Source organism: Rheinheimera lutimaris, from assembly GCF_013283795.1.
Taxonomy (GTDB): domain Bacteria; phylum Pseudomonadota; class Gammaproteobacteria; order Enterobacterales; family Alteromonadaceae; genus Alishewanella; species Alishewanella lutimaris.
This window is the reverse complement of sequence record NZ_JABSOD010000003.1, coordinates 41,141-65,802: the sequence shown is the minus strand read 5'-3', so window position 1 is coordinate 65,802 and position 24,662 is coordinate 41,141. Positions and strand designations below refer to the sequence as shown.

At 50.7% G+C, this 24,662-nt stretch carries 21 protein-coding genes; 12 read left to right on the top strand and 9 right to left on the bottom strand.

The features are described 5' to 3' along the window. Positions 1–24: 24 nt before the first annotated feature. The 3 genes from HRH59_RS03485 (at position 25) to HRH59_RS03475 (ending at position 5,825) form a co-directional block, all read left to right on the top strand. On the top strand, positions 25–2,328 hold the full coding sequence (locus HRH59_RS03485) for a toxin-antitoxin system YwqK family antitoxin (RefSeq protein WP_173499883.1): 2,304 nt from the start codon (positions 25–27) through the stop codon (positions 2,326–2,328). Positions 2,329–2,461: 133 nt separating this feature from the next. Further along, complete coding sequence (locus tag HRH59_RS03480) at positions 2,462–4,606, top strand: TonB-dependent siderophore receptor (RefSeq protein ID WP_173499882.1); 2,145 nt, start codon at positions 2,462–2,464, stop codon at positions 4,604–4,606. Between the two features lies 1 nt (position 4,607). Further along, positions 4,608–5,825: a PepSY-associated TM helix domain-containing protein gene (locus HRH59_RS03475; RefSeq protein WP_173499881.1), complete on the top strand. Its 1,218-nt coding sequence runs from the start codon at positions 4,608–4,610 to the stop codon at positions 5,823–5,825. Here HRH59_RS03475 and dauA read toward each other — a convergent pair. Beyond that, positions 5,813–7,561, bottom strand: coding sequence for a C4-dicarboxylic acid transporter DauA (gene dauA / locus HRH59_RS03470; protein ID WP_173499880.1), 1,749 nt, complete (start codon positions 7,559–7,561; stop codon positions 5,813–5,815). The two genes, HRH59_RS03475 and dauA, sit on opposite strands and share 13 nt — an antisense overlap. Positions 7,562–7,701: 140 nt before the next feature. Next, positions 7,702–9,408, bottom strand: a complete 1,707-nt coding sequence (locus HRH59_RS03465) for an alpha-amylase family glycosyl hydrolase (protein ID WP_173499879.1) — start codon at positions 9,406–9,408, stop codon at positions 7,702–7,704. 203 nt (positions 9,409–9,611) lie between these two features. Between HRH59_RS03465 and HRH59_RS03460 the strand changes: the two genes are divergently transcribed. The 4 genes from HRH59_RS03460 (at position 9,612) to HRH59_RS03445 (ending at position 13,929) form a co-directional block, all read left to right on the top strand. Then, on the top strand, positions 9,612–11,078 hold the full coding sequence (locus HRH59_RS03460) for an MFS transporter (protein ID WP_173499878.1): 1,467 nt from the start codon (positions 9,612–9,614) through the stop codon (positions 11,076–11,078). 142 nt (positions 11,079–11,220) lie between these two features. Continuing rightward, positions 11,221–12,183, top strand: a complete 963-nt coding sequence (locus tag HRH59_RS03455) for an FtsZ/tubulin family protein (RefSeq protein WP_173499877.1) — start codon at positions 11,221–11,223, stop codon at positions 12,181–12,183. Between the two features lie 31 nt (positions 12,184–12,214). Beyond that, positions 12,215–13,219, top strand: a complete 1,005-nt coding sequence (locus tag HRH59_RS03450) for a helix-turn-helix transcriptional regulator (protein ID WP_218573451.1) — start codon at positions 12,215–12,217, stop codon at positions 13,217–13,219. 56 nt (positions 13,220–13,275) lie between these two features. Beyond that, positions 13,276–13,929: a DnaA ATPase domain-containing protein gene (locus HRH59_RS03445; RefSeq protein ID WP_173499876.1), complete on the top strand. Its 654-nt coding sequence runs from the start codon at positions 13,276–13,278 to the stop codon at positions 13,927–13,929. Between the two features lie 53 nt (positions 13,930–13,982). On the opposite strand, the gene HRH59_RS03440 is transcribed toward HRH59_RS03445, so the two are convergent. Then, positions 13,983–14,717, bottom strand: a complete 735-nt coding sequence (locus tag HRH59_RS03440) for a hypothetical protein (protein WP_173499875.1) — start codon at positions 14,715–14,717, stop codon at positions 13,983–13,985. 164 nt (positions 14,718–14,881) lie between these two features. Here HRH59_RS03440 and HRH59_RS03435 point away from each other — a divergent pair, with 164 nt between their 5' ends. Both HRH59_RS03435 and HRH59_RS03430 read left to right on the top strand, forming a co-directional pair. Further along, positions 14,882–15,667 carry a PP2C family protein-serine/threonine phosphatase gene (locus HRH59_RS03435; protein WP_173499874.1) on the top strand — a complete coding sequence of 262 codons (786 nt, stop codon included), beginning with the start codon at positions 14,882–14,884 and terminating at the stop codon, positions 15,665–15,667. A 14-nt stretch (positions 15,668–15,681) separates the two neighbouring features. Further along, positions 15,682–16,377: a hypothetical protein gene (locus tag HRH59_RS03430; protein ID WP_173499873.1), complete on the top strand. Its 696-nt coding sequence runs from the start codon at positions 15,682–15,684 to the stop codon at positions 16,375–16,377. Positions 16,378–16,385: 8 nt separating this feature from the next. On the opposite strand, the gene HRH59_RS03425 is transcribed toward HRH59_RS03430, so the two are convergent. From HRH59_RS03425 to HRH59_RS03415, 3 genes are all read right to left on the bottom strand, one after another. Beyond that, positions 16,386–16,961 carry a DUF2262 domain-containing protein gene (locus HRH59_RS03425; RefSeq protein WP_173499872.1) on the bottom strand — a complete coding sequence of 192 codons (576 nt, stop codon included), beginning with the start codon at positions 16,959–16,961 and terminating at the stop codon, positions 16,386–16,388. Positions 16,962–17,063: 102 nt separating this feature from the next. Next, a complete protein-coding gene (locus tag HRH59_RS03420; RefSeq protein WP_173499871.1) occupies positions 17,064–18,101 on the bottom strand; it encodes an HNH endonuclease in 1,038 nt (345 codons plus the stop codon). A gap of 90 nt (positions 18,102–18,191) precedes the next feature. Beyond that, complete coding sequence (locus tag HRH59_RS03415; protein WP_173499870.1) at positions 18,192–19,094, bottom strand: hypothetical protein; 903 nt, start codon at positions 19,092–19,094, stop codon at positions 18,192–18,194. 230 nt (positions 19,095–19,324) lie between these two features. Here HRH59_RS03415 and HRH59_RS03410 point away from each other — a divergent pair, with 230 nt between their 5' ends. Beyond that, positions 19,325–20,947, top strand: coding sequence for a methyl-accepting chemotaxis protein (locus tag HRH59_RS03410; RefSeq protein ID WP_173499869.1), 1,623 nt, complete (start codon positions 19,325–19,327; stop codon positions 20,945–20,947). A 41-nt stretch (positions 20,948–20,988) separates the two neighbouring features. Here HRH59_RS03410 and HRH59_RS03405 read toward each other — a convergent pair whose 3' ends face one another. Next, positions 20,989–22,164 carry a GGDEF domain-containing protein gene (locus HRH59_RS03405; protein WP_173499868.1) on the bottom strand — a complete coding sequence of 392 codons (1,176 nt, stop codon included), beginning with the start codon at positions 22,162–22,164 and terminating at the stop codon, positions 20,989–20,991. Positions 22,165–22,338: 174 nt separating this feature from the next. Beyond that, complete coding sequence (locus HRH59_RS03400; RefSeq protein WP_173499867.1) at positions 22,339–22,548, bottom strand: DUF4287 domain-containing protein; 210 nt, start codon at positions 22,546–22,548, stop codon at positions 22,339–22,341. 174 nt (positions 22,549–22,722) lie between these two features. Here HRH59_RS03400 and HRH59_RS03395 point away from each other — a divergent pair, with 174 nt between their 5' ends. Continuing rightward, positions 22,723–23,169, top strand: coding sequence for an SRPBCC domain-containing protein (locus HRH59_RS03395; RefSeq protein WP_173499866.1), 447 nt, complete (start codon positions 22,723–22,725; stop codon positions 23,167–23,169). Continuing rightward, the gene (locus tag HRH59_RS03390) at positions 23,166–23,483 is read left to right on the top strand and encodes an ArsR/SmtB family transcription factor (RefSeq protein ID WP_173499865.1); all 318 of its coding nucleotides are present in this window, start codon (positions 23,166–23,168) and stop codon (positions 23,481–23,483) included. Before HRH59_RS03395 ends, HRH59_RS03390 begins: the two co-directional genes overlap by 4 nt. Before the next feature lie 61 nt (positions 23,484–23,544). Here HRH59_RS03390 and HRH59_RS03385 read toward each other — a convergent pair whose 3' ends face one another. Beyond that, positions 23,545–24,582 (bottom strand): fatty acid desaturase, encoded by a 1,038-nt coding sequence (locus HRH59_RS03385; protein WP_173499864.1) that lies wholly within the window; start codon positions 24,580–24,582, stop codon positions 23,545–23,547. Between the last annotated feature and the right edge of the window lie 80 nt (positions 24,583–24,662).

Below are 24,662 nucleotides of genomic sequence, written 5' to 3'. Positions count from 1 at the left end.
ATTCAGTAAATCAGGAACAAAACCATGCCTGTCCGTTTTTATGCTGTTGCAATACTGCTTAGTGTGTTTATTGCGCCTTCGGCGATAGCCAGCCAAACCTTGGCCAGCCGGATGCTCGACGTGCGCCAGGTTGAGGGCGTTGATGTGTATTACAACCTCAGCAACGGCCTGGCGCTGCAGGGCGAGTACCGGCTGGTACGGGACACTCAGGGCTACACCCTGGCGACCTTTGAACAGGGCCTGGTGCAGGGCGGTTGGCAGGTATTTGATCAGCGTAATCAGCCGGTGCTGAGCGGCCACTATCAGGCCGGGCGGCAGCATGGCCAGTGGCAGTACTTTGCTGTCGATGGCAGCATCGAACAAATTGAACACTATGAGGCCGGTATTGCCACCGGCCTGTGGCAGCGGTTTAACAACCAGCGCCAGGTGATCGAAACCAGCCAATTTGAGCGCGGTGAGAAAATTAATGTCAGCCGCTTTTATGACAACGGTAAATTACGCAGTGTTGAAACCTATCAGGACAATCTGCGCCACGGTGTGTGGCAAACGTTCCATCCTAACGGCGAAGTAGCAGAGCAGTGGACTTACGCCAACAACCAGCTAACCGGGTTATATCAAAGCAAAAACGAACAGGGCGCCGTTTTGCTGCAGGGCGAATATGATGCGCAGGGTCAGCAACACGGCCAATGGCTGCAGTTTTTTGCTGCGGATACTATTGAGGTTAAAGTGCAGTACCTCAACGGTAAACGCCACGGTTTAACTGAGCAGTACAATATCGATGGCAGTTTGGTTAGTCAGTGTAATTATCAGCAGGGCGGGAAGCACGGAGAATGCCGTGAGTTTCACAGCAATGGCCAGCTGATGAACTCATTACTGTTTAACCAGGGCAAGCAGCATGGTGAACAAAAATGGTTTGCTGACGACGGCCAACTGCTGCAAAAACAGCAGTATATTGATGGCATGTTCGCTGGTGAACAACTGTCTTACCACAGCAACGGCGAACTGTCTAAGCGCATTAGCTATCACACCACAGAACGCAGCGCCAATGGCCAGTTTCCGTTGCATGGCGCCAATGAAAGCTATCAGGATAATGGCCAGCCGATAGAGTTATCCGCTTTTGTTATGGGCGAGCGTGACGGTGTGCATAAACGTTTTCAGGCTGACAAGCTGGTTGAAGAAACACAGTATAAAGCCGGTAAACGCCACGGCCTGAGCAAAACGTTTTACTCGTCCGGTGAGCCGCGTGAACATAACAGCTACGTCGATGGCCAGTTAAGCGGGCCCTTTAAAAGCTGGCATATGAACGGCATTTTACGCGAAGAAGGCGAGCGTAAAGAGGGTCAGTTAACCGGGCGTTATCAGAGCTTCTATGACAGTGGCAAACCGCAAAAACTGGAGCATTATGCCGCGGAAAAACAGCCATCAGAGTATAAGTTTGCTTTGCACGGTAAATATCAGTATTGGGCCGGTAACGGCGATCTGACCGAAGAAGGCAACTACGTTAATAACAAGCGCCACGGCAACTGGATAAACTATTATCAGGGCGAAAAGTCGAAAGAACAGGAGTTTGTTGACGGTAAAACCGAAGGTCGCTTTGTTACTTACTATCAGGGCCGGCGCCGCAGCAGTGGCTATTACTACAATAATCAGAAAGCCGGCGAATGGATTGAATACTATTACCAGGCTGACGATCCAACCTACGGTTTTATTCCGGAAGGCACAATACGCTACAAAACCCAGTGGCAGGACAACAAACAACACGGTAAAGCGGAGTTTTATACCGCCAAAAATATTCTCTATAAAGTTGAGAGCTGGGATAAAGGCGTAAAAAGCGGCGACTATCAGGAGTTTTATGTCAGCAATGGCGAACCTAAGCTGGCTGGCAACATGCAAAAGGGCCAGTGGTTTGGTTTATGGCAAGCCTGGTATGAGGATGGCACCCTGGCTCAGGCGGTACATTACGATGACAGCCGTAAACATGGCTTAGCGCAGGAATACTATGACAATGGCCAACTGAAAAGCGAAATCGAATACGAGTACGACAAACCGCATGGCGGCTACAAACTGTACCATTTAAACGGCCGGCCGCAGCAACAGGAACACTATGTTAAAGGTTTAAAAGAAGGCAAAGCCGAATACTTTCATCCGAACGGTAAACCGCAGCAACAAGGCGATTACCTGCGTGATCGCAAAGAAGGTGAATGGCTGGAATACTGGCCCAATGGCCAGGTACGCAGCCAGGGCAGCTATATCAGCAACCGGCCGTCGGGTGACTGGCAGTACTTTGATCAACACGGCAAACTGATTAAAACCGAGCACAAAGGTTAATATCTGCGCTGCTGCCCAGCAAGGCAGCAGCGCTCCTGGGGCAGGTCTTCGAATAATATCGTTGAAATGTAAATCGTTATCATTTACACTTCGCGGCCTGTTTTAGTCCTCTTGCGCTACAGGTTGTACTCTGATGTTGAGCTTTTCTGTTGTAAATCTGCGTTTTTCTGCCGTCGCCATTGGCTGTGGTTTGGTGTTTTCTGCGGCTACTCAAGCTGATACCAGCAGCGTTGCTGCTACGCTGGAACATATTGAAGTGAAAGGCCGGGCGCAAACGCTGTACCGCGTTGACTCGTCCAGCTTGGCTACCCGCACCGACACACCGCTGGATGAAGTACCGCAAAATATTCAGGTATTACCCGAAGCCTTGATCCGCGATCAGGCGGCGCGGCAAATTACAGATCTTTACCGCAGCATGAGTGGCGTCAGCGCGTTTAGCTACTCGGGCGTAACCTTTCGTGGCTTTCGCCAGGACGAAATTTTATATGACGGTGTGCGCGGCGACCCGTTTAACGGCTTTGCGGTACCACAGCTGTTTAACGTAGCTGAAATTCAGGTGCTAAAAGGCGCGGCTGGTGCGCTTTACGGCAGTATGGCCCCCGGCGGCCTGATTAACTACAGCACAAAAAAACCAACAGCGGTGGCTGAGCGGCAGCTAAAAGTGGGCCTGGGTAATGACAGTTTTTACAGCGGTTCGCTGGAGCTAAGCGGCCCGTTAACCGATGATGCAGCCCAGCGTTACCGTGCCGGTATTTACAAAGACAGCGAAAAACCGTTCCGGCAAAATACCGATGTGGAAAACCAGATCCTCGATTTAGGTTACGCCATAGACCTGACACAAGACACCACGCTGACACTGCAATACACCGACGTAGAGCAAGATTACGGTGGCGCCCGCTTGCGTGGCGTAGTTACCGATGCAGCCGGTAACTTTCTGGCCGACCGCAGCTGGAACCATAACGAAAGCAGTGACTTTCAGCTGTTAACCGCCGAAGTGTATCAGGCGAGGTTAGAACATCAGGTTAGCAGCCGGTGGAGCACTGATATTACCGTGCGTGGCTACCAGAACCAGGAGCTGCAAAACTACCATGAACCGTTTTGCAGTTATGACACTGACGGTGATGGCGTTATTGATTACTGCCGCCGCCAGTTTCGTGATCAAAACCGCGAGAATGACTCGCTCAGCCTGACCTGGAACAATATTGTTGAGCTAAGCACCGCTGATATTGAGCATACGCTGTTAGTGGGTGCTGACTATTTACAACAGGATTCCTATTTCTCCGGCCGTAACGCCATACCGCGTGAAAACGGTGGTACTGTGCCAGGCCTGAGCCTGCGCGACCCGGTATATGGCCTGACCAGCCGGGCCGATTATAACCTTGACGCCTTAACACCCAACATTACCGATAATGAAACCGTGCGTAAGGGCCTTTACCTGCAAGACCAGGTAACACTGTCGGACAACTGGAACCTGCTGCTGGGCCTGCGCTGGGACAGCTTTGAAGACACCAATAAGCGTGACGGCAGCAAAGTATCGGGTAATGATACGTCGTGGCGGCTGGGTAGTACCTACCAGCTAACCGACTATGCCCGCGGTTATCTGGTTGTTGCTACCGGCTTTGTGCCACAGGATGCTGCCTCGCAGGCACAGAACGTGGGCGGGCCGTTTGAGCCGGAAACCTCGCGGTTATATGAAGCCGGTGTACGTTTTTCGCTGTTAAACGATAGCGTGCGGCTTAATACCGCCGTGTATGAAATTACCCGGAAAAATATTCTGCAGGCTGATCCGCGCGGTGATGTGGCTAACGATGGCCAGGATGATTTACTGGCGCTGGGCGAAGTGCGTAGCCGTGGCTTTGAGCTGGATGTATTAGGTGATTTAACCGACAACTGGGTAATGAACTTAAGCTACGCTTACAACGATACCCTGGTAGTACAAGACAACGACGGCATTACCAATGCGTTTAACGGCCGCTTTGCCAATGCGCCACAACATCAGGTGGGTGTCTGGAGCCGCTATGAACTGCCGGCACTGCATTCATCTTTTGCCGCCGGGGTTGACTACGTTGGCAAACAACAAAGTATTGGCGGCCAGGTGGTAAAAGCTTATACGGTGTTTGATATCAGCTGGCAAACCGAATGGCAAAACTGGCTGGTGCAATTGAATGTGAAAAACCTGTTTGATAAAACCTATGCTACCAGCGGCTTTATTGACCGTACCGGGCATTTTCCGGGCGAGCCACGCCGGGTTTATCTGACGACCACTTACCAGTTCTGATATGACTAACCGGCAATGGTTTGCCCTGCATTCCTGGGCAGGTTTTGCACTGGGAGCGCTGTTGCTGCTGGTATGCGTTACAGGTGTATTAGCCACGCTTAGCTACGAAATACAGTACCTGAGCGACAGCAAATACCGCGCACTTAGCAGCCGCAGCGGCCCGGTTAACTGGGCACAACTGGAGCAAAACCTGGCAGCCGCCTACCCGGATAGCCAACTGATCAGCGTACAGGTGCATCAGCAGGCTTACCTGGCAGGCGAAGCGTCACTGGCTACGCCAGAGGGGTTTCGCTTTGCTTATTTTGATCCGGCCAGCGGCAGCCTTACCGGCAGTGGTGACTGGGGCCGGTTGTCACGCTTTTTGCGCAATTTGCATATGTATTTGTCGGTTGAGGGGGCTGGCAAAGTTATTGTTACCTCGCTGAGCTTTCTACTACTGATCTCGGTAATTTCCAGTTTTTTTGTTTACCGGAAATGGTGGCGGCAATGGTTACATAACCCCGGTAAATGGCACTGGACCGTGCGCAGCAGTTGGGCATCGTGGCACAAACTTATTGGTTTATGGAGCTGGTGGTTTGTCTTACTGATGACGTTAACCGGCCTGTGGTATTTTACCGAGCACTGGCTGCTAAAAACACCGCTGCAATTTTACCCGCCGATACCCAGAGCAACTTTGAGCACTACACTGCCAGAGCAGCCATTATCGCTAACTCAGATCACCACAATAGCCCGGCAGCAACGACCAGAGTTGGATATCCGTGCTGTGTTGTATAACAGCAACGCCAAAGCGCCAATAGTAGTAACCGGCCAGGCAGGTGATTTACTGCTGCGCGACCGGGCTAACCGTATTTACCTGGATAGCGCTGGTGCTGTTATTGGCACTCAGTATACTGCCGATTTAGGCGCTCTGGCCTATCTGACTGATATGGCCGATCCGCTGCACTTTGGCAATTTTAGTGGCCTGGCAGTTAAACTGATTTATGCGCTGTTTGGCAGCGGCCTGTGTATTTTGGTCGCCGGGGGTATGCGTATGCACTGGCTGCGTACCAAGCATAAACAACCAAGTTTAGCCCGCTGGCTGGGCCGGTTCGGCTGGCTGGCACTGCTGGTGGCGCTAAGCGGTATTATCTGGACCAGCGCGACATTCTCGCAGCGTGAGCTAAGCAAGCCGCCGTTGTCACCGTTACTGGGTACCCTGGCGCAGGCTCAGCCGTCTTGATCCTCCGCTGCTGCAGCTTGCTGATACAGTGTTTCCAGCGCTTCGCGTAATGTCGGGTAAAAGCTCAGCAGGCCCGGCACGGGTTTTACTCCGGCTTTGGCCAGGGTTTTTAGTGGCTGAAACTGTAAATCAGCTATCACCAGCCGGGTTTTGCTTTTATGGCACTTGCTGATCAGCTTATTTAGCGCGGCCAGGCCACCGGCATCCAGCAAGGGTACGCCGTCCATATACAGCACCAGGCCGTGGCTGCGCTCACTTAAGCGGGCGATATCGGCAAAAATGCGCTCGGCGGCAGCAAAAAACAGCGGCCCGCTGATCTTCAGTACCTGCCAGCCGTCGGGTATCGGCTGCTCTACCTGCTTACGGTTGCTGCTAATGTCGGTTACCTTACTCATCTCGGCAATTTCTTTGACGAACAGCAAAGCCGCCAGCAGGATACCGGTGGTAATGGCGATAACCATATCAAACAGCACGGTAAGGCTAAAGCAGGTAAGAAACACCCAGATATCGCTGCGTGGCGCGGTTTTCAACAAATGCAACGCTTTGGGCGCTTCGCTCATATTCCACGCTACCATAATAAGTAAAGCCGCCAGCGCCGCCATGGGTACATAAGATAACAGCGCTGCCAACAGCACCAAACCGAGTAACAACACCAGCGCATGAACCATCGCCGCGATGGGCGATTGCGCCCCGGCTTTAAAGTTAGCCGATGAGCGCGCCAGTGCTGCTGTAGCGGTAATGCCGCCGAAAAACGGCGCAATAATATTGCCGATACCCTGGCCAAATAACTCGCTGTTGGCGCTGTGGCGCCGGCCTGACATACCATCCAGCACCACGGCACACAGCAAGGACTCAATTGCGCCCAGCATGGCCATGGCAAAGGCGGCAGCCAGCAGGTCTTTTGCCAGTTGCCAGCTAAAGGTAAGCATTTGACCGTCTGGCCCCGGCCGTAGCCAGGGCCAGTCAAAATAGGGTAAATAGGGTGGAATACCATTGCCGCTGCTGCCATCCGGCGCGGTGTAACTAAAACGCGAGCCGATAGTATCCAGCTCAAAACCAAACTGCAGCAGTAACGCCGCCAGCATAGTGCCGATAAACAGCGCCGGTAAATGTGCCGGCACGATAGTTTTTAGTTTTGGCCACCCTAGCATTACCGCCAGCGTAACGGCTGCCACACACACACTGGGCCAGGCTGCCTGTGGTAAGTGTTGCGCCAGCACAGTGATTTTTTCTACATAGTGCTCCGGCATATCGGTGATGTTAAGGCCAAAAAAGTCCTTAATCTGCAGGGTGGCAATAACGACAGCAATACCAGCGGTAAAGCCAAGGGTGACGGACTCAGGAATATATTCTATTAGCCGGCCAAGGCGCATAACAGCCATGATTAGCAGCAAAATGCCGGATAATACCGTGGCGACAAGCAAGCCGCTTAAACCGTATTTTAATGCCACCGGATACAGGATAACCACAAAGGCGGCAGTAGGGCCGCTGATGCTGTAACGCGAGCCGCCGGTAAGGGCAATGACAAAGCCGGCAATAATAGCGGTGTACAAGCCATATTGCGGTGCAACGCCGGAAGCAATGGCCAGCGCCATCGCCAGCGGAATCGCAATAATGCCGACAGTGATACCGGCCAGCAGATCTTTACCGAATTTATGCAGGCTATAGCCTTCAGCCAGCACATCGCGCAGCGCATGGCCTATACGCAGGGAAAACAGATGGGAACGGTCAGACACCACAACTCCGCTGAAGCAGAACAGGTAGTGTTAGTTTAGCAAAGGGCTAAACAGGCTGGTATACGCTATTAGTCTGAGCTAAAAAGAAAAAACCGCCGCTATACCAGCCGGCGGTGTTCGGTAGAACCTGTGGTGTCAGGTTATTTGGCGCTTTGCAATATCAGCAGACCGTGCGCAGCTAAGGTGTTGCCGTCGGCATCAAAGGCCCAGCTGCTGGTTAAAGCGTCGCGGTTAATGGCACTGATATCTGCCGGTTGGTCGGTTAAATTCAGCACAAACAGCGTTTTGCTGCCGTTTAGCTCGCGCGTAATTTGCACCACGCCGTTTTCCAGCTGCTGCACATTGTAGCTGCCATCTGTGCTTAGCTCCGGCCGTTGTTTTTTCTGTGCAATTAACAGCTTGTATAATTGCCAGATTGAGTCCGGCTGCGCCTGCTGCGCGGCTACGCTGCGGTTTTCGGCCTGCAGTTGCTTGGCAAGAAAATCCGGATACCAGTTCGGGAAGCCGTCGCCAAACAGTTCGAGTTGTTCTACCCAGCTGGTTGTGCTTTGGCTGAAGCCGGCTTGTGCACTGTTGTCCCACAGCATAGGCGCACGTTTAAACACATCATGGCCGCTGCGGTCCTGGGTTAGGCCAATCTCTTCACCGTAGTAAATATATGGCGTGCCCGGTGAGCTGAATAACATTGCTGCCGCCAGCTTGGCTTTGGCATCATCTTGCTGCAACTGGTAGGCGATACGCTCCTGATCGTGGTTAGTTAAAAACGGTGCAAAAAACTGTAGTGGGGCCACCGAATCGGCGCGTTGCTGCACGTTTTGTTGTAATACGGACGCATCTGCCACCTGCTGTTGTGCTGAATGCATAGTGCCAAACTGGGCTTCGCCACTGGCATCCGGCTTTAGCAGGCCCAGTATTTTATAACCGACTTCAAAATCAAAGCCCTGGTCGAGCCCTGTGCCCTCACCGTAATAACGTGCTGCGACCGGAATATCTACCCAGGCTTCGCCGACTAAATAAGCTTCCGGGTTGACGCTTTTGACGTACTGGTTAAAATCCTGCCAGTAGGCGATAGTCTCGTCTGTGTCAGCTTGCTCAAGCGGCCCGCCTTCCATGGCAAAGCGCACTGCATCTAAGCGAAAACCGGCTACGCCTTTATCCAGCCAGAATTTAGCCATTTTTTTCATTTCGGCTATTACGTCGGGGTGGTGTAAATTCACATCCGGTTGGCTGGCGCCAAAGGCGGCATAGTAGTAAGCGTTACGGGTTGCGTTGTAATGCCACACCGCATCGGGCTGATCGTTATCACTCCAGGCATGGCCCCAGCCGCTGCCCGCTTCAGGCATAGTGTCACGCCAGATAAAATAATCTTTATATGGCGCTTCACCCTTGGCCGAGCGTTTAAACCAGTCATGTTCGCTGGAGATATGGTTAATCACCAAATCCAGAATCACTTTCATGCCCCTGGCGTCGGCAGCCTGGATAAAGGCTTCAAATTCGGCCATGGTGCCGTAATCGCTCTCTACCTGATAAAACTCGGTAAAGTCGTAGCCGTGGTATGACGGCGCTTCAAACATCGGCGTTAGCCACAGCGCAGTGACGCCTAAATCTTGCAGATACGGCAGTTTGGCGGTCATGCCGTTAAAGTCGCCATGGCCATCACCATTGGTATCATAAAAACTGCGTGGCCAGATTTGGTAAAACACTGCGTCCTGCCACCAGGGGCTGGCCGTTTGTGTGCTGGCCGGGGTGGCAGCCTGGCCTGTTTCCGGTGCCGGCGCGCTGCTGTTTGGCTGACAGCCGGCCAACAGTAATGACAGCGCCAGTGCGCTTAAGGTAAAAGCTTTCATATTATCCCCGTGCTAATAATGTTGGTGCACCATATTAAAGCGCAGATGCACTGCTATGCTTTTTAAGCTTTTGTAATAACGCCAAAATAGTGCAACAACAAGATGAATACGTATGCACAATTTTGCGCAAAATGCCTGCTATCGTGTAGCTTAGTTCGATCTGTGCGCTTACACAGCATAATAAAACCATCCGGGGAGCGGATATGAAACAACCTAAGTTATCCTTTTGGCAGATTTGGAACCTGAGCTTCGGCTTTTTAGGCGTACAAATCGGCTTTGCGCTGCAAAACGGCAACGTCAGCCGGATTTTGTCAGATCTGGGCGCCGATTTATCGTCGTTATCATTATTCTGGTTGGCTGCGCCAATTATGGGGCTGTTAGTACAGCCTATTGTTGGTGCGGCATCAGACCGTACCTGGAATAAACTTGGCCGGCGCTTACCCTTTATGCTCGGCGGTGCTGTTATCGCCGCAGCGATGATGATGTTGCTACCCAACGCCTCTATGGTGGTGGCTTTTATACCGCCGATGTTATTTGGCTTGCTGATTTTTGCTATTAAAGACGCCGCCTTTAACGTCACGTTTCAGCCGTTCCGCTCACTGGTATCCGATATGGTACCGCCAGAGCAGCGCAACCTGGGCTATTCAGTACAAACCTTGCTGATCAATATCGGTGCAGTGTTTGGCTCTGTTCTGCCGTTTGTATTAACTAACGTAGTGGGGCTGGATAACGCCTCTAAAGCCGGCGAAGTAGCGCCTTCTGTGGTGTGGGCATTTTATATCGGTGCTACGGTATTGCTGGGCAGTGTGCTGTGGACAGTATTTCGCACCAAAGAATATGCCCCGGAGCAGTATTACGCTTACAAAGGCCTGGATAGTGAGGCGCAAACCCTGGCTGAGCAGGTGCGTAAATCACGTAGTCCGGGTGAGAAGCTAAGCGATTTTTGGCAAACCATGCTCAGCATGCCAAAGATTATGCAGCAGTTGGCGTTGGTGCAGTTTTTCTCCTGGTTTGCGCTGTTTATTATGTGGACCTACTTTCCGGCGGCTATTGCGCAAAACACCTGGGGTGTCGGCATAGAATGGTACGATGGCAGCTACATTGCCCAAATGGGTGGCGTACCGGCACATATTGCCGCGGCTAAGGGCGCGGCCGGTGACTGGGTCGGTATTTTATACGCCGGCTACTCGTTGTTTGCCGTGTTGTTTTCGTTGGTGATGGCGAAATTAGCTAACCTGTTTGGCCGCAAGTTTGTCTATTCGTTCTCGTTGTTAGCCGGCGGTTTGGGCTATTTAAGCTTTGTGTTGTTCACCGATCCGACCATGACTCACGTAAACCTGCTAATCACACAGGTAGAAATTCCTAAAGGTGCGCTGGGCTTAATGCTGCCGATGATCGGTGTCGGTATTGCCTGGGCCGCTATTCTGGCGATGCCGTATGCGATACTGGCCGGTGCTTTACCGCCGGAGAAAACCGGCGTTTATATGGGCATTTTTAACTTTACCATTGCGGCACCACAAATCGTGTCGGGCTTAATTGCCGGTTGGATCTTAGGCTCGGTATTTCAGAACCAGGCGGTGTATATCGTGATGCTGGCAGGTGCGGCTATGGTGCTGGGTGCGCTGTCGGTATGGCTGGTAAAAGAGCAGGAAGTGACAAGCACCAGCTAAACCGTTCAAGGGGTCAGAGCACTTGAAACGAGGCGCCAGATCAGGCGCCTTTATTGTTTCGGCCATTTTTGCTGAACATAGCAGCTGCGTCTTGTATTGTCGCAGCGCTTGCTAAGCTGACAATCTCTTAAGCGGAGGTGTTATGTCAGTAGCGTCAATTGTTATTCTGGGCGTCGGCGGCCGTGGCTGTGCGGCATTGCAGCATCTACAGCAACATAGTTTGCCAAACAATATTAGCAGCATAGCGGTAAGTACCGATAAACGCGCGTTAAACTCAGTGCTGTGTGACAGCCGCATTCTATTAGGCGAGGCAATAGCAAAAGGTCGCAGCAGTGGCAGTAACGCAGAGCTCGCTGCGGCTGCGGTACGCGAGACAGAGCCGGCACTACGTCACGCCCTGATGGGGGCCGATGTCATCATTATGCTTACCGGCTTAGGCGGTGGTAATGGCAGCGGTGCGGCAACCGAGCTGGCAAAGTTGGCCACTGATATGGCTATTCCGCTGCTGGTGTTTGCTACCTTGCCGTTTAATTTTGAAGGTAAACGCCGAACCCTATTGGCTCAGAAAAGTCTGCAGACACTGCAGCAGTGCGGTGCAGCTGTGGTTGCGTTGCCCAATGATCAGCTGCAGCGTGCTTTGGGCGCGACTACCCGGCTGGAGCAGGCGCTGGATGCCAGTAACCAGTTTTTACTGGTTATTTTGCAGCAATTGACAGCCATGTTGGCTGATACCGGCTTGATCAGTATGGACTTTAATGACTTTCTTAGTGTTATCAAACAGCCCGGCTTCGCACTGGCTGGGGCTATTGAAACGGAACAAGAGCAGGATTTGCCGGCAGCGCTGCAGCAATTATTGCTAAACCCTTTGCTACAGTCCGCGCAATTATCACAAGCTAAAGCCGCCTTGCTGCATATTGTCGCCGGTGAAAATTTTAGCTTGCAGCAATTTGAAGCCCTAGGCCAACAGCTGGCCGCAGAGCTACCCAACGTATCTTTGCTATTGCAAGGTTTAACCCTGTTGCCCGGCAAAGCGACAAAACTGAATCTACTACTGCTGGCCAGCGGCATCAGTACCGATTGTAGCGTTAAGCTGCATTGTGTATAACAATGCCATTGGCATAAAAACAGGACCAATTATGGCCGCCGCTTCCAGTCAAAATACCATCGCCCGCCAGTGGCAATTGCTAAAACTACTCCCGTCGCGTGCGCCGGGTTTAGAGGCCAGGGTATTAACGCTGCAATTGCAACACGCTGGTTTTGCCGTGTCAAAACGCACGGTAGAGCGCGACTTGCAGGATCTGTCGTTGTTGTTTCCGCTGCAGTGCAATGACAAAAGTATGCCGTTTGGCTGGTACTGGATGCGTGATGCCAGCCTGGACATCCCCGGTATTTCACTGGCTGAAGCGCTAAGCCTTACCCTGGTTGAAGCACAAATGCGCCAGTTACTGCCGGCGCCGCTGCTTAGCAGCCTGAATGCGCGTTTTAGCCAGGCACATAACACCTTGCAATCACTACAAGCCGGTAATGCCAGCGCGCGCTGGCCAGACAAAGTAGCCAGTGTCTCGGCTGATATGCACTTGCTGGCACCAAAAATAGACAGCGATATTTTGCAGCAGGTGCAGCAAGCCTTGCTGGACGATAAACAGCTTGAGGTGAGTTACCATGCCCTGCACCAAAGTGCAGTAAAAGCCTACCGCTTAAACCCGTTAGCGCTGGTGCAGCGTGGCCAAATAAGTTATCTGATCGCCAGTGCCGAGCCTTACACCGACCCGCTGCGCTTCGCCGTTCACCGCTTTGTGCAAGTGGAGGTAACCGACAGCGCCGCAGTGACACCGCCCGGTTTTAACCTGCAGCGCTATTTAGCCAGCGGCGCGATGGAGTTTAGCGAAGGTGACACTATCAAGCTGGAGTTTATCGCCAAACAGGTGTTAGCCAACCTGTTGCAGGAAACGCCGTTATCGGCCGATATGGCCTGCGATAAATTAGATAACGGCGACTATCATATCAGTGCCACCGTGCATAAAGGTTGGCAGCTGAATTTATGGCTAATGTCTCAAAGCAGTTATTTAACCGTACTGGCACCGCAGGACATTCGGGAAAGCATTAAGCTGCGGTTAGCAGAGGCGTTGGCGAAGTATTAATAGAGACCAAGCGGTATCAGTTGGTCAGCATTGTTTTAACTGGAGCATCGGGAATAATGAAAGATTTCAACCTAAGCCCCCTGGTCAATGCGGATTACAACCAGAGTGCAATCGCCATTGGTCGAAAGTTTATTGCCGATCCGTCCGCAGTGCAGATGGTTATCGACAGCCATTCTGGTAACGGCGATGGTATGACGCATTTAATGATGAGTTTGGCGGACGAACTTCATCGCACCGGTGTGAAGGTTTTCAGCTACAGTGCAGAGCGTTTACTCAGAGAGGCTGCCGCAGATGCCAGCTTACTGAATCGGCTGACTGACAGTGATTGCCTGCTGCTTGATGATATAAATTTCTTATTTGATAAGTACACTGCGGTAAGCACAGCTATTTTCAATATGCTGGCGGCCAGAAACAGTGTCGGTAAAAAAACGATCTGCACCGTTGCAATTGCGGCTAACGACATCGACAGCGCAATACCCCAGCCGTATCTCGGCTTATTGTATTCAGCAACCATATGTCGCCTGGGTACTCCAACAGCGGCAGATAAATTTAGAATAGCGATGGCCAAAATTGAGCATCTGGGCATTTCTTTCGATGCGAGCATCAACGAAATCATTGTACAGGCGGGGAATATCAGAGAGATGGAGGGTAAGTTGACTCAATACGCAGCGTTACAGAATATCCGGTGCAACGAGCTGGCGCAGGCTTAGCGCCAAGATGATTAAAGGATTGCGGCTGCTAACACCGGCGCTTTGCTGTTATGCTAACCCTGTAATATCTCAGCTTGAAGTTGTGCAATTCTGCTACCGAAGGCTTGCAGCAAAGCATCACTGTTTAAACCGAAGCGGCCGCTGAAAAAAGGTACTACTACCAGCAAGGAATTGCCTGCTTTGCTCCAGTATAAAATGCGTTTTTCATTGACGTTGATGCTGATAACTTCACTTTTTATTGTTTCAACACCATCAACTCCGGCAAAGAACATCAGAAAATCTTTAAGGTAATTCACCCCGGTGCAGATAATCAGCTTAGGTTGATATTGCTTTCGTAATGCTGCATAAAATGGGAAACGATTAAAAAAACACCAATGATTAAACAGTTGCTTACTGGGGAAGCTGGTTGCTTCATCAAAACCGTACTTATGCCAAAGATCATCTGCGGTAGAGTTAAAAGCAATAGGGTACAGATTCAGCTTAAACAGTTGCTCGCCGCTAAGTTCTGCAACTGAACGATAAGACTGCACGGGTTGCCGGTTTATTGCCTGATATAACTTGGCAAAGCGCACTCCGTAGGGATAGCTTATGCTGTGTTTCCAATTGAAGAGTGTTTTAGCCACCTCTACTGCACCAGCCAGCATTTCTTGTTTCTGCCTGATGTAATACTCATCTGCAGCCTCTTGTTCAAGACCCCATTCAATGCCACATAACCAGGTGTCTGCTTCAGGGTTACCGCCATCACAACCACTAAAAGAGCAGGCCCAGGGTTTAATTTGATCCAGCATTGTCTATTTCCTTATTTTTATGATGTAAGGTTACTCAGGCCATCATTTAGCGCTTAGTTGTAACTTATACAGAAAAACTTGTAAATCTATGATAAGTCTCAGTGCGACGCAATATGACGCAGTTGCGCTTTATGCTGGTAGTTGGTCATGATAGGAGTCTGTTAATGCCTTACCAGCTGGCGATATTACAACTAAGTGGTTTTAACGTGACAGGCGGTAAATGGTCGCAGCAAGATGCTTTAGGCTATGCCGCTGACGGTGGGGTGCCAACGCTGCTGCAGCAAGATGATGTGATTAATTTGCTGGATCTGCAATCGCCAGACCTATTGCTGTTGGTTGCTGATGGAGTGTCTGCCAGCCCGGCTGCAGCTTCAGCAAGCTATACCGTTATTAAGTATTTACTGCAGCACTGGCCTGGCACAGGCTTTTCCAGCCGACAGTTGCGCCTGGCGCAGCAATATCTGGCCGATACGCTTGGCCGAAAAAGACAGAGTTTTGGCGCTGCGACCACCGTAGCAGCATTGCAGCTAAGCGCTGAGCGCTTTGTAGCGATTAATGCCGGCGATAGCCGCATTTGGCGGCTGCGCAACCTGCAATTACAGCAGTTAAGTGAAGATCATGACTGGCAAAATGACAGCGCAGAGCTTAGGCAGCAAACCGGCTTAGCACAGTGTTATCGGGCGCTGACCAGTTATTTAGCCGCCGATAGTGAAGCGGCTGATTTTACCGTGTCAGTAACAGATGGCGCGTTGCAAACCGGCGATCAATTTGTGCTCACAACAGACGGTGTGCATGACCTGGTAACCGCAGAGGAGTTAGCGGAGTTGTTCGCTGTAGCTGATTTCGCTACAGCGCTGCAGCAACTGCAAAGCCTGTTATTGCTGCGGGGCGCGCCGGATAACGCCAGCTTGTTGTGGCTGTTTCCTATACCTGACTGCGGTGATTGCTAATGTGCGGCTATTGTATGGAAGCCAATATCGTAATTGGCCGTTTATGGTGTGAGGGTAAGCTTGCAACTGCAATGGAGTCTGACGATGTAGCCGATTGGGTTTTGCAACAACGGTTATTGGAGTTAATGGACATCAATCAGTTAGATGCTGCCAGGTTTAAGCAGGCGCAGTCAGTGTATCCTGAATTGCTAAATTTACGTCTGCAGCAGGCACAGCCTAATTCGCTGAAGCGGGGAGATATTCTTGCCGATTGCTTTGAAGCTGCCAGTTATTTTAGTACTGAAAGTCATAATATTGCTGAACTTGATGACAATGCGCACCTTACTTTGCAACAAGCGTTTTATAGTCATTTCAATCGCTTCTGGCTGGCACTGCACCAGCTAATGCTATTACAACCCGGGCATAAAATACTGGTAGATGTCGCTGTTGCTACGCCTGTTTTTTGCCCGGATTTACCTGCTTATGAACTGGCGTTGCAGCGTAGATCACTATGTCATTGTATCGAGTATTACGGCATAGAATTTATTGCTGCTTACCTGCACCAATTACGGCCAGAGCTGATTGCCTATTTGGCAGACCGGCTACTGTATCAGGCCGATGAACTGCAGTATTTGTTGCAACTGCTGTCACAGTGGCAAGGTAATGAAGTGCTGGTATCGCGACAGGATGTCATCGATTATTTACGCGACAAACTGGCCGCGCTTAGTTAGCCGGTTTTTTACTGCAGGCTAATATACAACAGCTGCTTATCAAGATCGGCAGCCACTTCAAACCAGGCACCGTGTTGGCTGAATTTGTCTTTATAGTAGAAATCGATTAACTCAGTTGACCAAAAATACAGTGACTGCAGCTGCATGCTATTGTCAAAATCTGCCTGCGAAATGCGGTAATGATCATTCCACGCCTGCCTGCTTCTAAAGCGGCTAAGGTAAACTCTTACCTGCTGGCGCAGCGCGTCATTTAATGCGTCAATTTGCCGGATAACCTGCGCTGCATAGCAAATCATGGCATCAAGCTGCTGGCTGTTGTCGATAGTAAGCGACAAGTCTATCTGGTATTCAAGCGCTGCAACTTTGCCATTGTATCTACTGTACTCAGGCTCATACTCCAGCACCCCTAGCACCGGATGCACAATACGCTGTGGCAGTAAATAATGCAGCTGTCCAAGCTGTGGGTGAGCAATAATGCCGGGTAAGGGGGTGCTGCAGTTATCTGTTTCAACCCGCATGGGTAGTAAAAGCAAATCAACAATGGTTTTATCTAACGGTAATGAGGGATTTGGTGCTGCTTTCATCTTGGCTCCTGCATTCACACATCAGCCATGAAAGTAACTGACTACTGCGCCAGGTTGTGACGCAGTAGGTCAAGTCAACAAGGTTTACTTCGGAGGAGCTTGTTATTCAATATCATTCTTGTTGCAAAATATCTTAAACTTCGCGTTCAAATATTCTCGCATTTTAGAGTTAATAACGCATGTTAGAGTCTTACCGCTAAGGTCTGAGTAACCTGCACCGCTGACAGCTGGCATGATATAAACCTCACCATCGGGTGCAATGCCCAATAGGTTACTGTCATAGAGTTTATGTAAATCTGCCCTTAGTAATAACCCGTTGTTTTCATCGTTATTCTGGCTATCAGAAAATGGAATTATATGGGCCGCTTCTATAACCGCTGGTATTTTACAACCAGTCAACATGCAGCTGGTACCGTATTTATCAAATAACTTTTTCCTAAAGTCAGCTTGACCTATGCGCATCTGAACTAAGCACTCACGATAAGCACCGGCGATGCTTTGGCCATCTGAACCCGGTGCATATGGTGTTTCACTTGCCAGGTTTAGATAAACCCGAAGCAGATGATTTATATCAGTAATAAGCTGAGAGTCGCTTGTATTGTCATCAATATTGTAAATACGTTCGGCGATAATTAAATCAGAGCTGACGTCATCTGTAGATGCAACATTAAAATGATGGGACTTCAACTCGGCATAGTAGGAATCTGCAAGCATAACAGCCAGCGGCTTTGCATCTTCAAATACCTGTTTTTTAGCTTCCGACTCTGATTCGCCTTCATTCTTAACGCGTTCTTTTACCTGCTTTGAATAACCTTGCGTAAGCATCAGGCGATAGTTGCCGTAATTGTTCTCGCCGGGTTTGGTATCAATAACCAGGGCAACATAAACACCAGAACTTGCTTGCACGCCAGCTGATTTGCAAAGTAAATATAAAACAGGTTTTTTAGGCAAGTTACCAGAGCCAAGTCCCCATTCAATATTCAGATCTTCTGACATCAGGGGCTCTATGCCGTTGGCTACAGCTTTTTTCAGCTTATCAAACAACTGTCGGATTTCTGGATTGGAGCTTTTCAGGTCTTCTTTTCGCAAATGTTCATAGTTTTTAAGTAACGTTTTGATTAATTTAATCATTGTTGTCATGTTTTATCTCTAAATTGTTTGCTTTGGCTGGATGAGAATTTTTTCAACTTTACTTTAGCTTTTAACAGGCCACAAGCATTTTTACCTTTATTAGGTAATTTGTTGTTGGTATTCAGACTGATCCTCAAACCCAAACTCTACCGCCAAGCTTAGTTCCGTTAGTGCGGCGATACACTCTTTTCGGCTGATAAAATACTCCAGGCCGGCACATTCATTTTCCAGCTTTATTTGCAGCGCCAGGATTTCGCCAGGTTCGAAGCGGCAGCGGGCTGCAAGGTAGAATATATGCTGCAGTTCCAGCTGGTCTAAGTGCTGCCAGAACCAGTCTTTACCAAAGTGCTGCATGCAGTGGTACTGCGCCTGGCGCCTAAGCGCCAGCTCCAACCCGACAAAGTGCGTGAAACTGGCATTATGGTTAAGTGCAATTTGCTGTAGCGCCGGGTGCTGCGGTTGTAATTGCTGCATCAGCAGCGTGGCCAGTAACACCTGGTTAAACTGGCGGTAAAGTTGCTTTGCCACCGCGAGGCTGTGGGCACGTGCATCCTGCTGTTGCTGTTCGTCCCAGTCGTCATCATCGTCAGTGTATTCTGCGTCAGGCGGATAAATATGCTCTGCCGTCCAGCACAGCGCTTGTTCCAACTGGTGGCGAAACTCAGCAGGAAAGGCTTCGCTGTCGGTATAAGGCAAGCGGCCATTTTGCAGGGTATGCGTAAGCGCATTATCAAGCCAGGGCCAGGCGCTGGCTGCTACAGTTTGCTGATCTTGGCTGACTGGCGCCAGCATGGCTTTGCGAAGTTGTTCTGCAGCTGCGTTTTTTTGCATTCTGACGTCGCAAGCCAGCCGGATTAGCACTAATTCAGGCTCTAGCTCTTCTCCTTGTAGGGCAAGCGTTTTCAAGATACCGGCATCCGGGCACTCCAAACTGATAAAGTGGCTTGGATGAAAGTCAAATTCTGGCTGCGGTTCAAAACGGCCATGCTGCCAGAATGACATGAGATGGATGCGCTCAATACAGTAACCACACATAGTGCTGCCTTAGATTGCTTGCCGGGAATTAATAGCATACAGCCGCTTGCGACAATTAATGTCGCAGTTGGTGAAGATGGCTTTACCCCAGCCGGCAAAGGGGTTGCTTCAGAAATGTCTGCTGCAGGTCGCTTATTGTCCGGACCGCGCCGTGATTAATATTGCTGCGAAACCGGCGGGCAACTGTTGAGGATATTATGCTGAGAAAAATGAAGATTGCCCCCAGATTAATGCTGGCATTTAGTTTGTTATGCCTGCTGACGATAGTCGTCGGCGGCGTGGCTATGTTTCGTTTTAGCGAGACAGAGCAGCAGTTTGACAATATTGCCGACCGGCGCTTACCCGCCGCCCTGCTTACCGGTGAACTGAGCCGCGCATTTCTGATGACCAGGTTGTATACCATGAATGCTATGTACGCGGCTGACGACACAGAACGTCAGCAGCATATGTCGTTTCTGCGTCGGGTGATACAGCAATATGATGAAACCGCTAAGCAGCTGGAGCTGTACCACAAAACAACGGCCGGTGCCGCGGTGATGACGCAGGTTAACGTCGCCAAACAGCGTTATGACAGCCAGCACCACCAACTACTGGTTATGATGCAGCAAGGCGATATTGCCAAAGCGGAGCAATTCCGGCGCAGTGGTTTTAATCAGTTGTCGCTGGATGTCACTGCCGCCATCGAAGCCCTGGCAGCTTACCAACAAAGCACAGCAGCGGCTGCTTCAGAACGCGCCAGACACAGCATTGCAACGGCTTACAGCAGCATGATAGTGATTATGATCATCGCCTTATTGGCGGGTGCGGTATTGGCCGCGTTCTTCAGTCGCAGCCTTACGTTGCCGTTACATAATGCAGTAAGCATTGCACAGCGTGTAGCCGACGGTGATTTAAGCCACAGCTTTACTGACACCGAACCGGATGAAGCCGGTGATATGATCCGCGCGCTGCAGCAGATGCAGGCTAATTTGCAAAAAACCATCAACGATATCAACTTGTCATCGTCACAGTTGGCGGCAACGTCTGAAGAACTCAGCACGGTGACAGAGCAATCTACCATAACCTTACATCAGCAAAGCGAAGAGCTTGAGCTGGCGGCGACAGCGGTAACAGAGTTAACCACCGCGATTGAAGAAGTTGCGCGTAATGCAGCGTCAACGTCGAGAAACTCTGAACTGGCAGATGAAAAAGCCAGACAGGGCACAGAGCAGGTAAATAACACCATCAGCACCATGACGCAACTGGAAGCTGAGCTGGGCCACACCCGCAGCGGGATTGAAAACCTGGCCGGTGGGGTAAAGAAAATCAGTTCTGTGTTGGATGTTATCCGCGCCATAGCAGAGCAAACCAACTTACTGGCGCTTAACGCCGCCATTGAAGCTGCCCGTGCCGGTGAGTCGGGGCGTGGCTTTGCTGTCGTTGCAGACGAAGTAAGGGCGCTGGCGCATCGCACTCAGGAGTCGACTAAAGAAATAGAGCAGATGATGCATCAGGTGCAAGCCGATACCGGGCACTCTGTAGATGCCATGCAGCAAAGCAGCATTAAAGCACGTGATACGCTGAAATTGGCGCAGCAAGCCGGCGACGCCCTGCAATTAATTGCCGAAGCGGTGTCACAAATCAATGATCAAAACCTGACTATTGCCAGTGCGGCAGAGGAACAAGCGACGGTAGCACGGGAAGTTGACCGTAATCTGGTTAATATCCGCGATTTGGCGGTGCAAACGTCGTCCGGAGCTAACGAGACGCAGGCATCCGGCGCCGAGCTGGCAAGGCTGGCAGTGCACTTAAATCAGCTGGTATGCCAATTCCGCGTGTAACAGGCTGCCGGTTATTCTGTTAAGGGCCGGCGTGTCCGGCCTTATTGCGCCAGATGGAAAATAAAGTTGTTACGCCCGCTACGTTTGGCTTCGTACAGGGCGTCATCGGCGCGTTTCAGTAAAGTTTGAAAATCTGTTACGCGCTCGCTTTGGCTATAGGTTGCGCCGATACTGATAGTTAAGTTCACTGCTTTGCCCTCAACGGTACGGGCCTGTTGTTCAACCTGATGGCGCAAGCGTTCACCAATAGCCCGTGCGTCGTCAGCTGTGGTATCCGGCATCACAATAGCAAATTCTTCACCGCCGATGCGGCCGATAAAATCGGTCTTGCGCAGCTCTGCCATCAGGATGCCGGCGACTTGCTTAAGGGCTGCATCACCGGTGGCGTGGCCATGGGTATCATTAATCGCTTTAAAGTAATCCAGATCCAGCATCATCACGACGACCGGAGCCTGGCTGTTATTGCGCATCAGATAAGCCGATGACTCACGCAAAAAATGCCGCCGGTTGGGTAACAGCGTAAGTTCATCCAGGTCTGCTTGTTGTCGCAGCAACTGTTCACGGCTGATAAAAAACAGCAACGGCAACAGCACCGCGGCTACAGTTGTCAGTAACAAATGGCTGAGTAACATCAACTGCATCAGGGCGCTGGCTTGTGGCGGCAATACGCTGTGCCAATGGTTAAGGTACAGATATATCTCGGCCAGCATGGTCAGAGCATGCAGTGCCAACACAAGCTGCAATAGCCGGCTGACAAACAACGGTTTTTTAACGGCTTGCAGTAAAACAATGCACCAGACACAGCCGGCAGTAATGGCGGCGGCGTTCAGCACGGCAGCGCTGTGCAGCACGGTATAGCCGGCGCTTAACAATAACAGGTAGCCGGCAGCACAAAGAATTAAGGCAGTGCGCGGCAAACGGTATTGCGGGCCGTGGATAAACCGCAGCAGGCCTGTGCCAATCAGCACCGGCGGTAGCGCCAGTAAGGCATGCGCCAATAATACGCTGAGTAAAGCCGGCACCTGATACAGCCGGCCGGCAGCAAGGGCACTGGCCAGTACAAAAATAACGCACGACAACGCCCAATGCCGGAATGCAGTCTGCTGTGGCTGTAATCTCGCCAATAACGCCATATAGGCCGAAACCAACAGGTTAACAACCAGCGTTAGTATGATAAGCGTGGTTAAATCCAGCACGCTTAAATCGATGTCCGGCATATGCCGCCCGGGAAATTCAAAAGGCCTTGAGTGTACCTGGCTGATTGCAAATTAGCCAGTGTTTCTGATGCAGGGGCGGGGGCATAATAATACTGTATATCAGCAGATTATGTTATATCAGCGGTGCTGATCCAGCATAATCTGATTACCGTCCGGGTTGGTAAGTGCTTTAGCTTACTTTTTTGCGCGATAATGCGCCACCAAGGCATTAGCGTGGCCATGGCCGATGCCATGTTGCGTTTTTAAAAACGCTACCTGTTCCATATGTGGCTGCGCCTGCAGGTCATCCAGCAAGGTTAGCCAGTGTTGTATGCTCTGGCCGTATTTCTGTTCAATTGACGGGAAATAAGACGCCGGGCCTTTAACGGTTGGTGCTGTGCTCATAAGTATCTCCTGTTAGCTGAGTGTTAGCGTAGCTTAGTCGTATCATGGCGAAAAAACTCGACAGAGCAATACCGGATTATCAATAAAAAAACATGCAACCAATTAGTTGCATGTTGGGTGGTGCTGTGCTTTAGTTAAACCGTTGTAAAGATAAACTCAGCTACGGAGTAACTTATGCAAAACATTATTCAGCGCGAACTAATGATCAACGCCACAGCAGAGCGTATATACAATGCCATTGCCTTGGCGGAGCAGGTAGTAAAGTGGTTTCCTGATACCGTGAGCGGCGACTACCGGCAGGGCGCGCAAGCGCTATTCAGCTTTGGTGAGAAACACCGAAGCAGTGTGTATATCGAAGCGGCCAACCCTTACCACTATTTTGCCTATCGTTGGGTACCCGGCGGCACTAACTTCACCGGCGATGTGCGTACCGTACCCAACACTTTGGTGGAGTTTCATATTACGGAACTTGAGCCGGGGCGTAGCAAAGTCAGCTTAACGGAAACCGGTTTTGCCGGGTTGCCGGCAGATATCGCCGCCAGCAGCTTGCAGCAAAACAGCAACGGTTGGGACTTTATGCTGGGCCGGCTGCAGCAATATTTCAGTGCGGAGGCCAAATGAGTCAGGCCGCTGTAGTACAGCTTTTTAAAGCACTGGGTGATCCGGTACGACTACAAATAGTGCAGCGCTTATCAAATGGGGTGCCGCTGTGTATGGGCGAGCTGTCAAAAGATCTGGGTATCAGCCGTCAGGGAGCGCGCAAGCAAATTCAGGCTCTGGTGACGGCTAATGTAGTGCAGCTGCACCCGGTTGGGCGCGAAGTAAAAGTGCAGCTGGATGCCACCGCACTGACACAGGGGCGGGACTTTATTGCCGCGCTGGAAGCGCAGTGGGATCAACGCCTGCAGGCATTAAAGCAGTTTACCGAGCAGTGAATGCCTGGTTAAAGCCGCGTTGACATTACTTTTCAGGCGGCTACCGGCCAAAAATAAGCAATCAATTTGCTCTAAGCGTTTGCTCTTCCTGCCGGCGATTGCCGCTAAAAAAAGTGGACAGATCGTTGCGTCTTACCCCCTGTTCACGCAGTACTTTAAGAGCTTTTCCGGCCACCAATTGGCGTAAATAGAATGGCTGATTTACTACAAAATGATGGATAGTATGGGTACTGCCAAAGTTAAAACAAAATAGCTGCAACGGCATAAAATACCAGCGATCCAGAATTTGGGTCTGCTGCAGCAGGTTATGTACGTTGCCGTAATAATGCATATGGGAAGTAATAAAGTTTAAACAGAACGAGCGAATAACGTTGGGGGCGATTAGCACAACCACAGCGAAATCAATACCTTTCATCAGCGATACTAAGGTCTCGGGATAAGGTGCTGCGCTGACCCCGCCGAACAGGGCATCATAGGCGTGGAACAACAAAAACAGATACCAACATAAAAAATACAGGCTCGCCAGCGGAAAGCTCGCTTGCAGCAGCTTATGTACTGAGAAGTTATCTACTTCACGGCGCAGAACAGCGCGCCGTATAAACAGACCCGATAAACCATCAAACATCACGATAAAACGGCTAAAGCCATAGGCGATGCCATTGCCGACCAGGCGTTCTTCCAGATCATTGCGGCTGCCGGAAACTTTGTGATGCAACAAATGCATACCGCGCCTGTACCAGGGGTTAACGGTGTTAGGCCGCATCAACCAGGTTAGCAGCATCATGCCATGGTAGATAATTGGCGTGTTACGAAAATACTGGCGATGGATCAGATCATGTTCAATTTCATGCGACAGGGATGCACACAGTGCGGCCACGATTATACAGGCCCAGGCCGGGAGCACCTGCAGGTAATATAAATAAGCGGCAGTTAGCATACCTGTTAGGGCAAGCAACAAGATACCCAGCCCAAGCCAGTCCTGGTAACGCAGGATGGCATAGCGTTCGCGCCAATATTGTTCTTCGGCACGAATAGCCTGAATGATGCAGCGGGTCCGTTGCTGTGCGGATAGCTCATCTGATGCGTTGCTTACTAACATGTATATCGCCTTTCAAAATAGACCAGCGTAACAGATTGTTCAGCTGACAGCCGGGATCATTGCCGATATGGCTGTGCCGA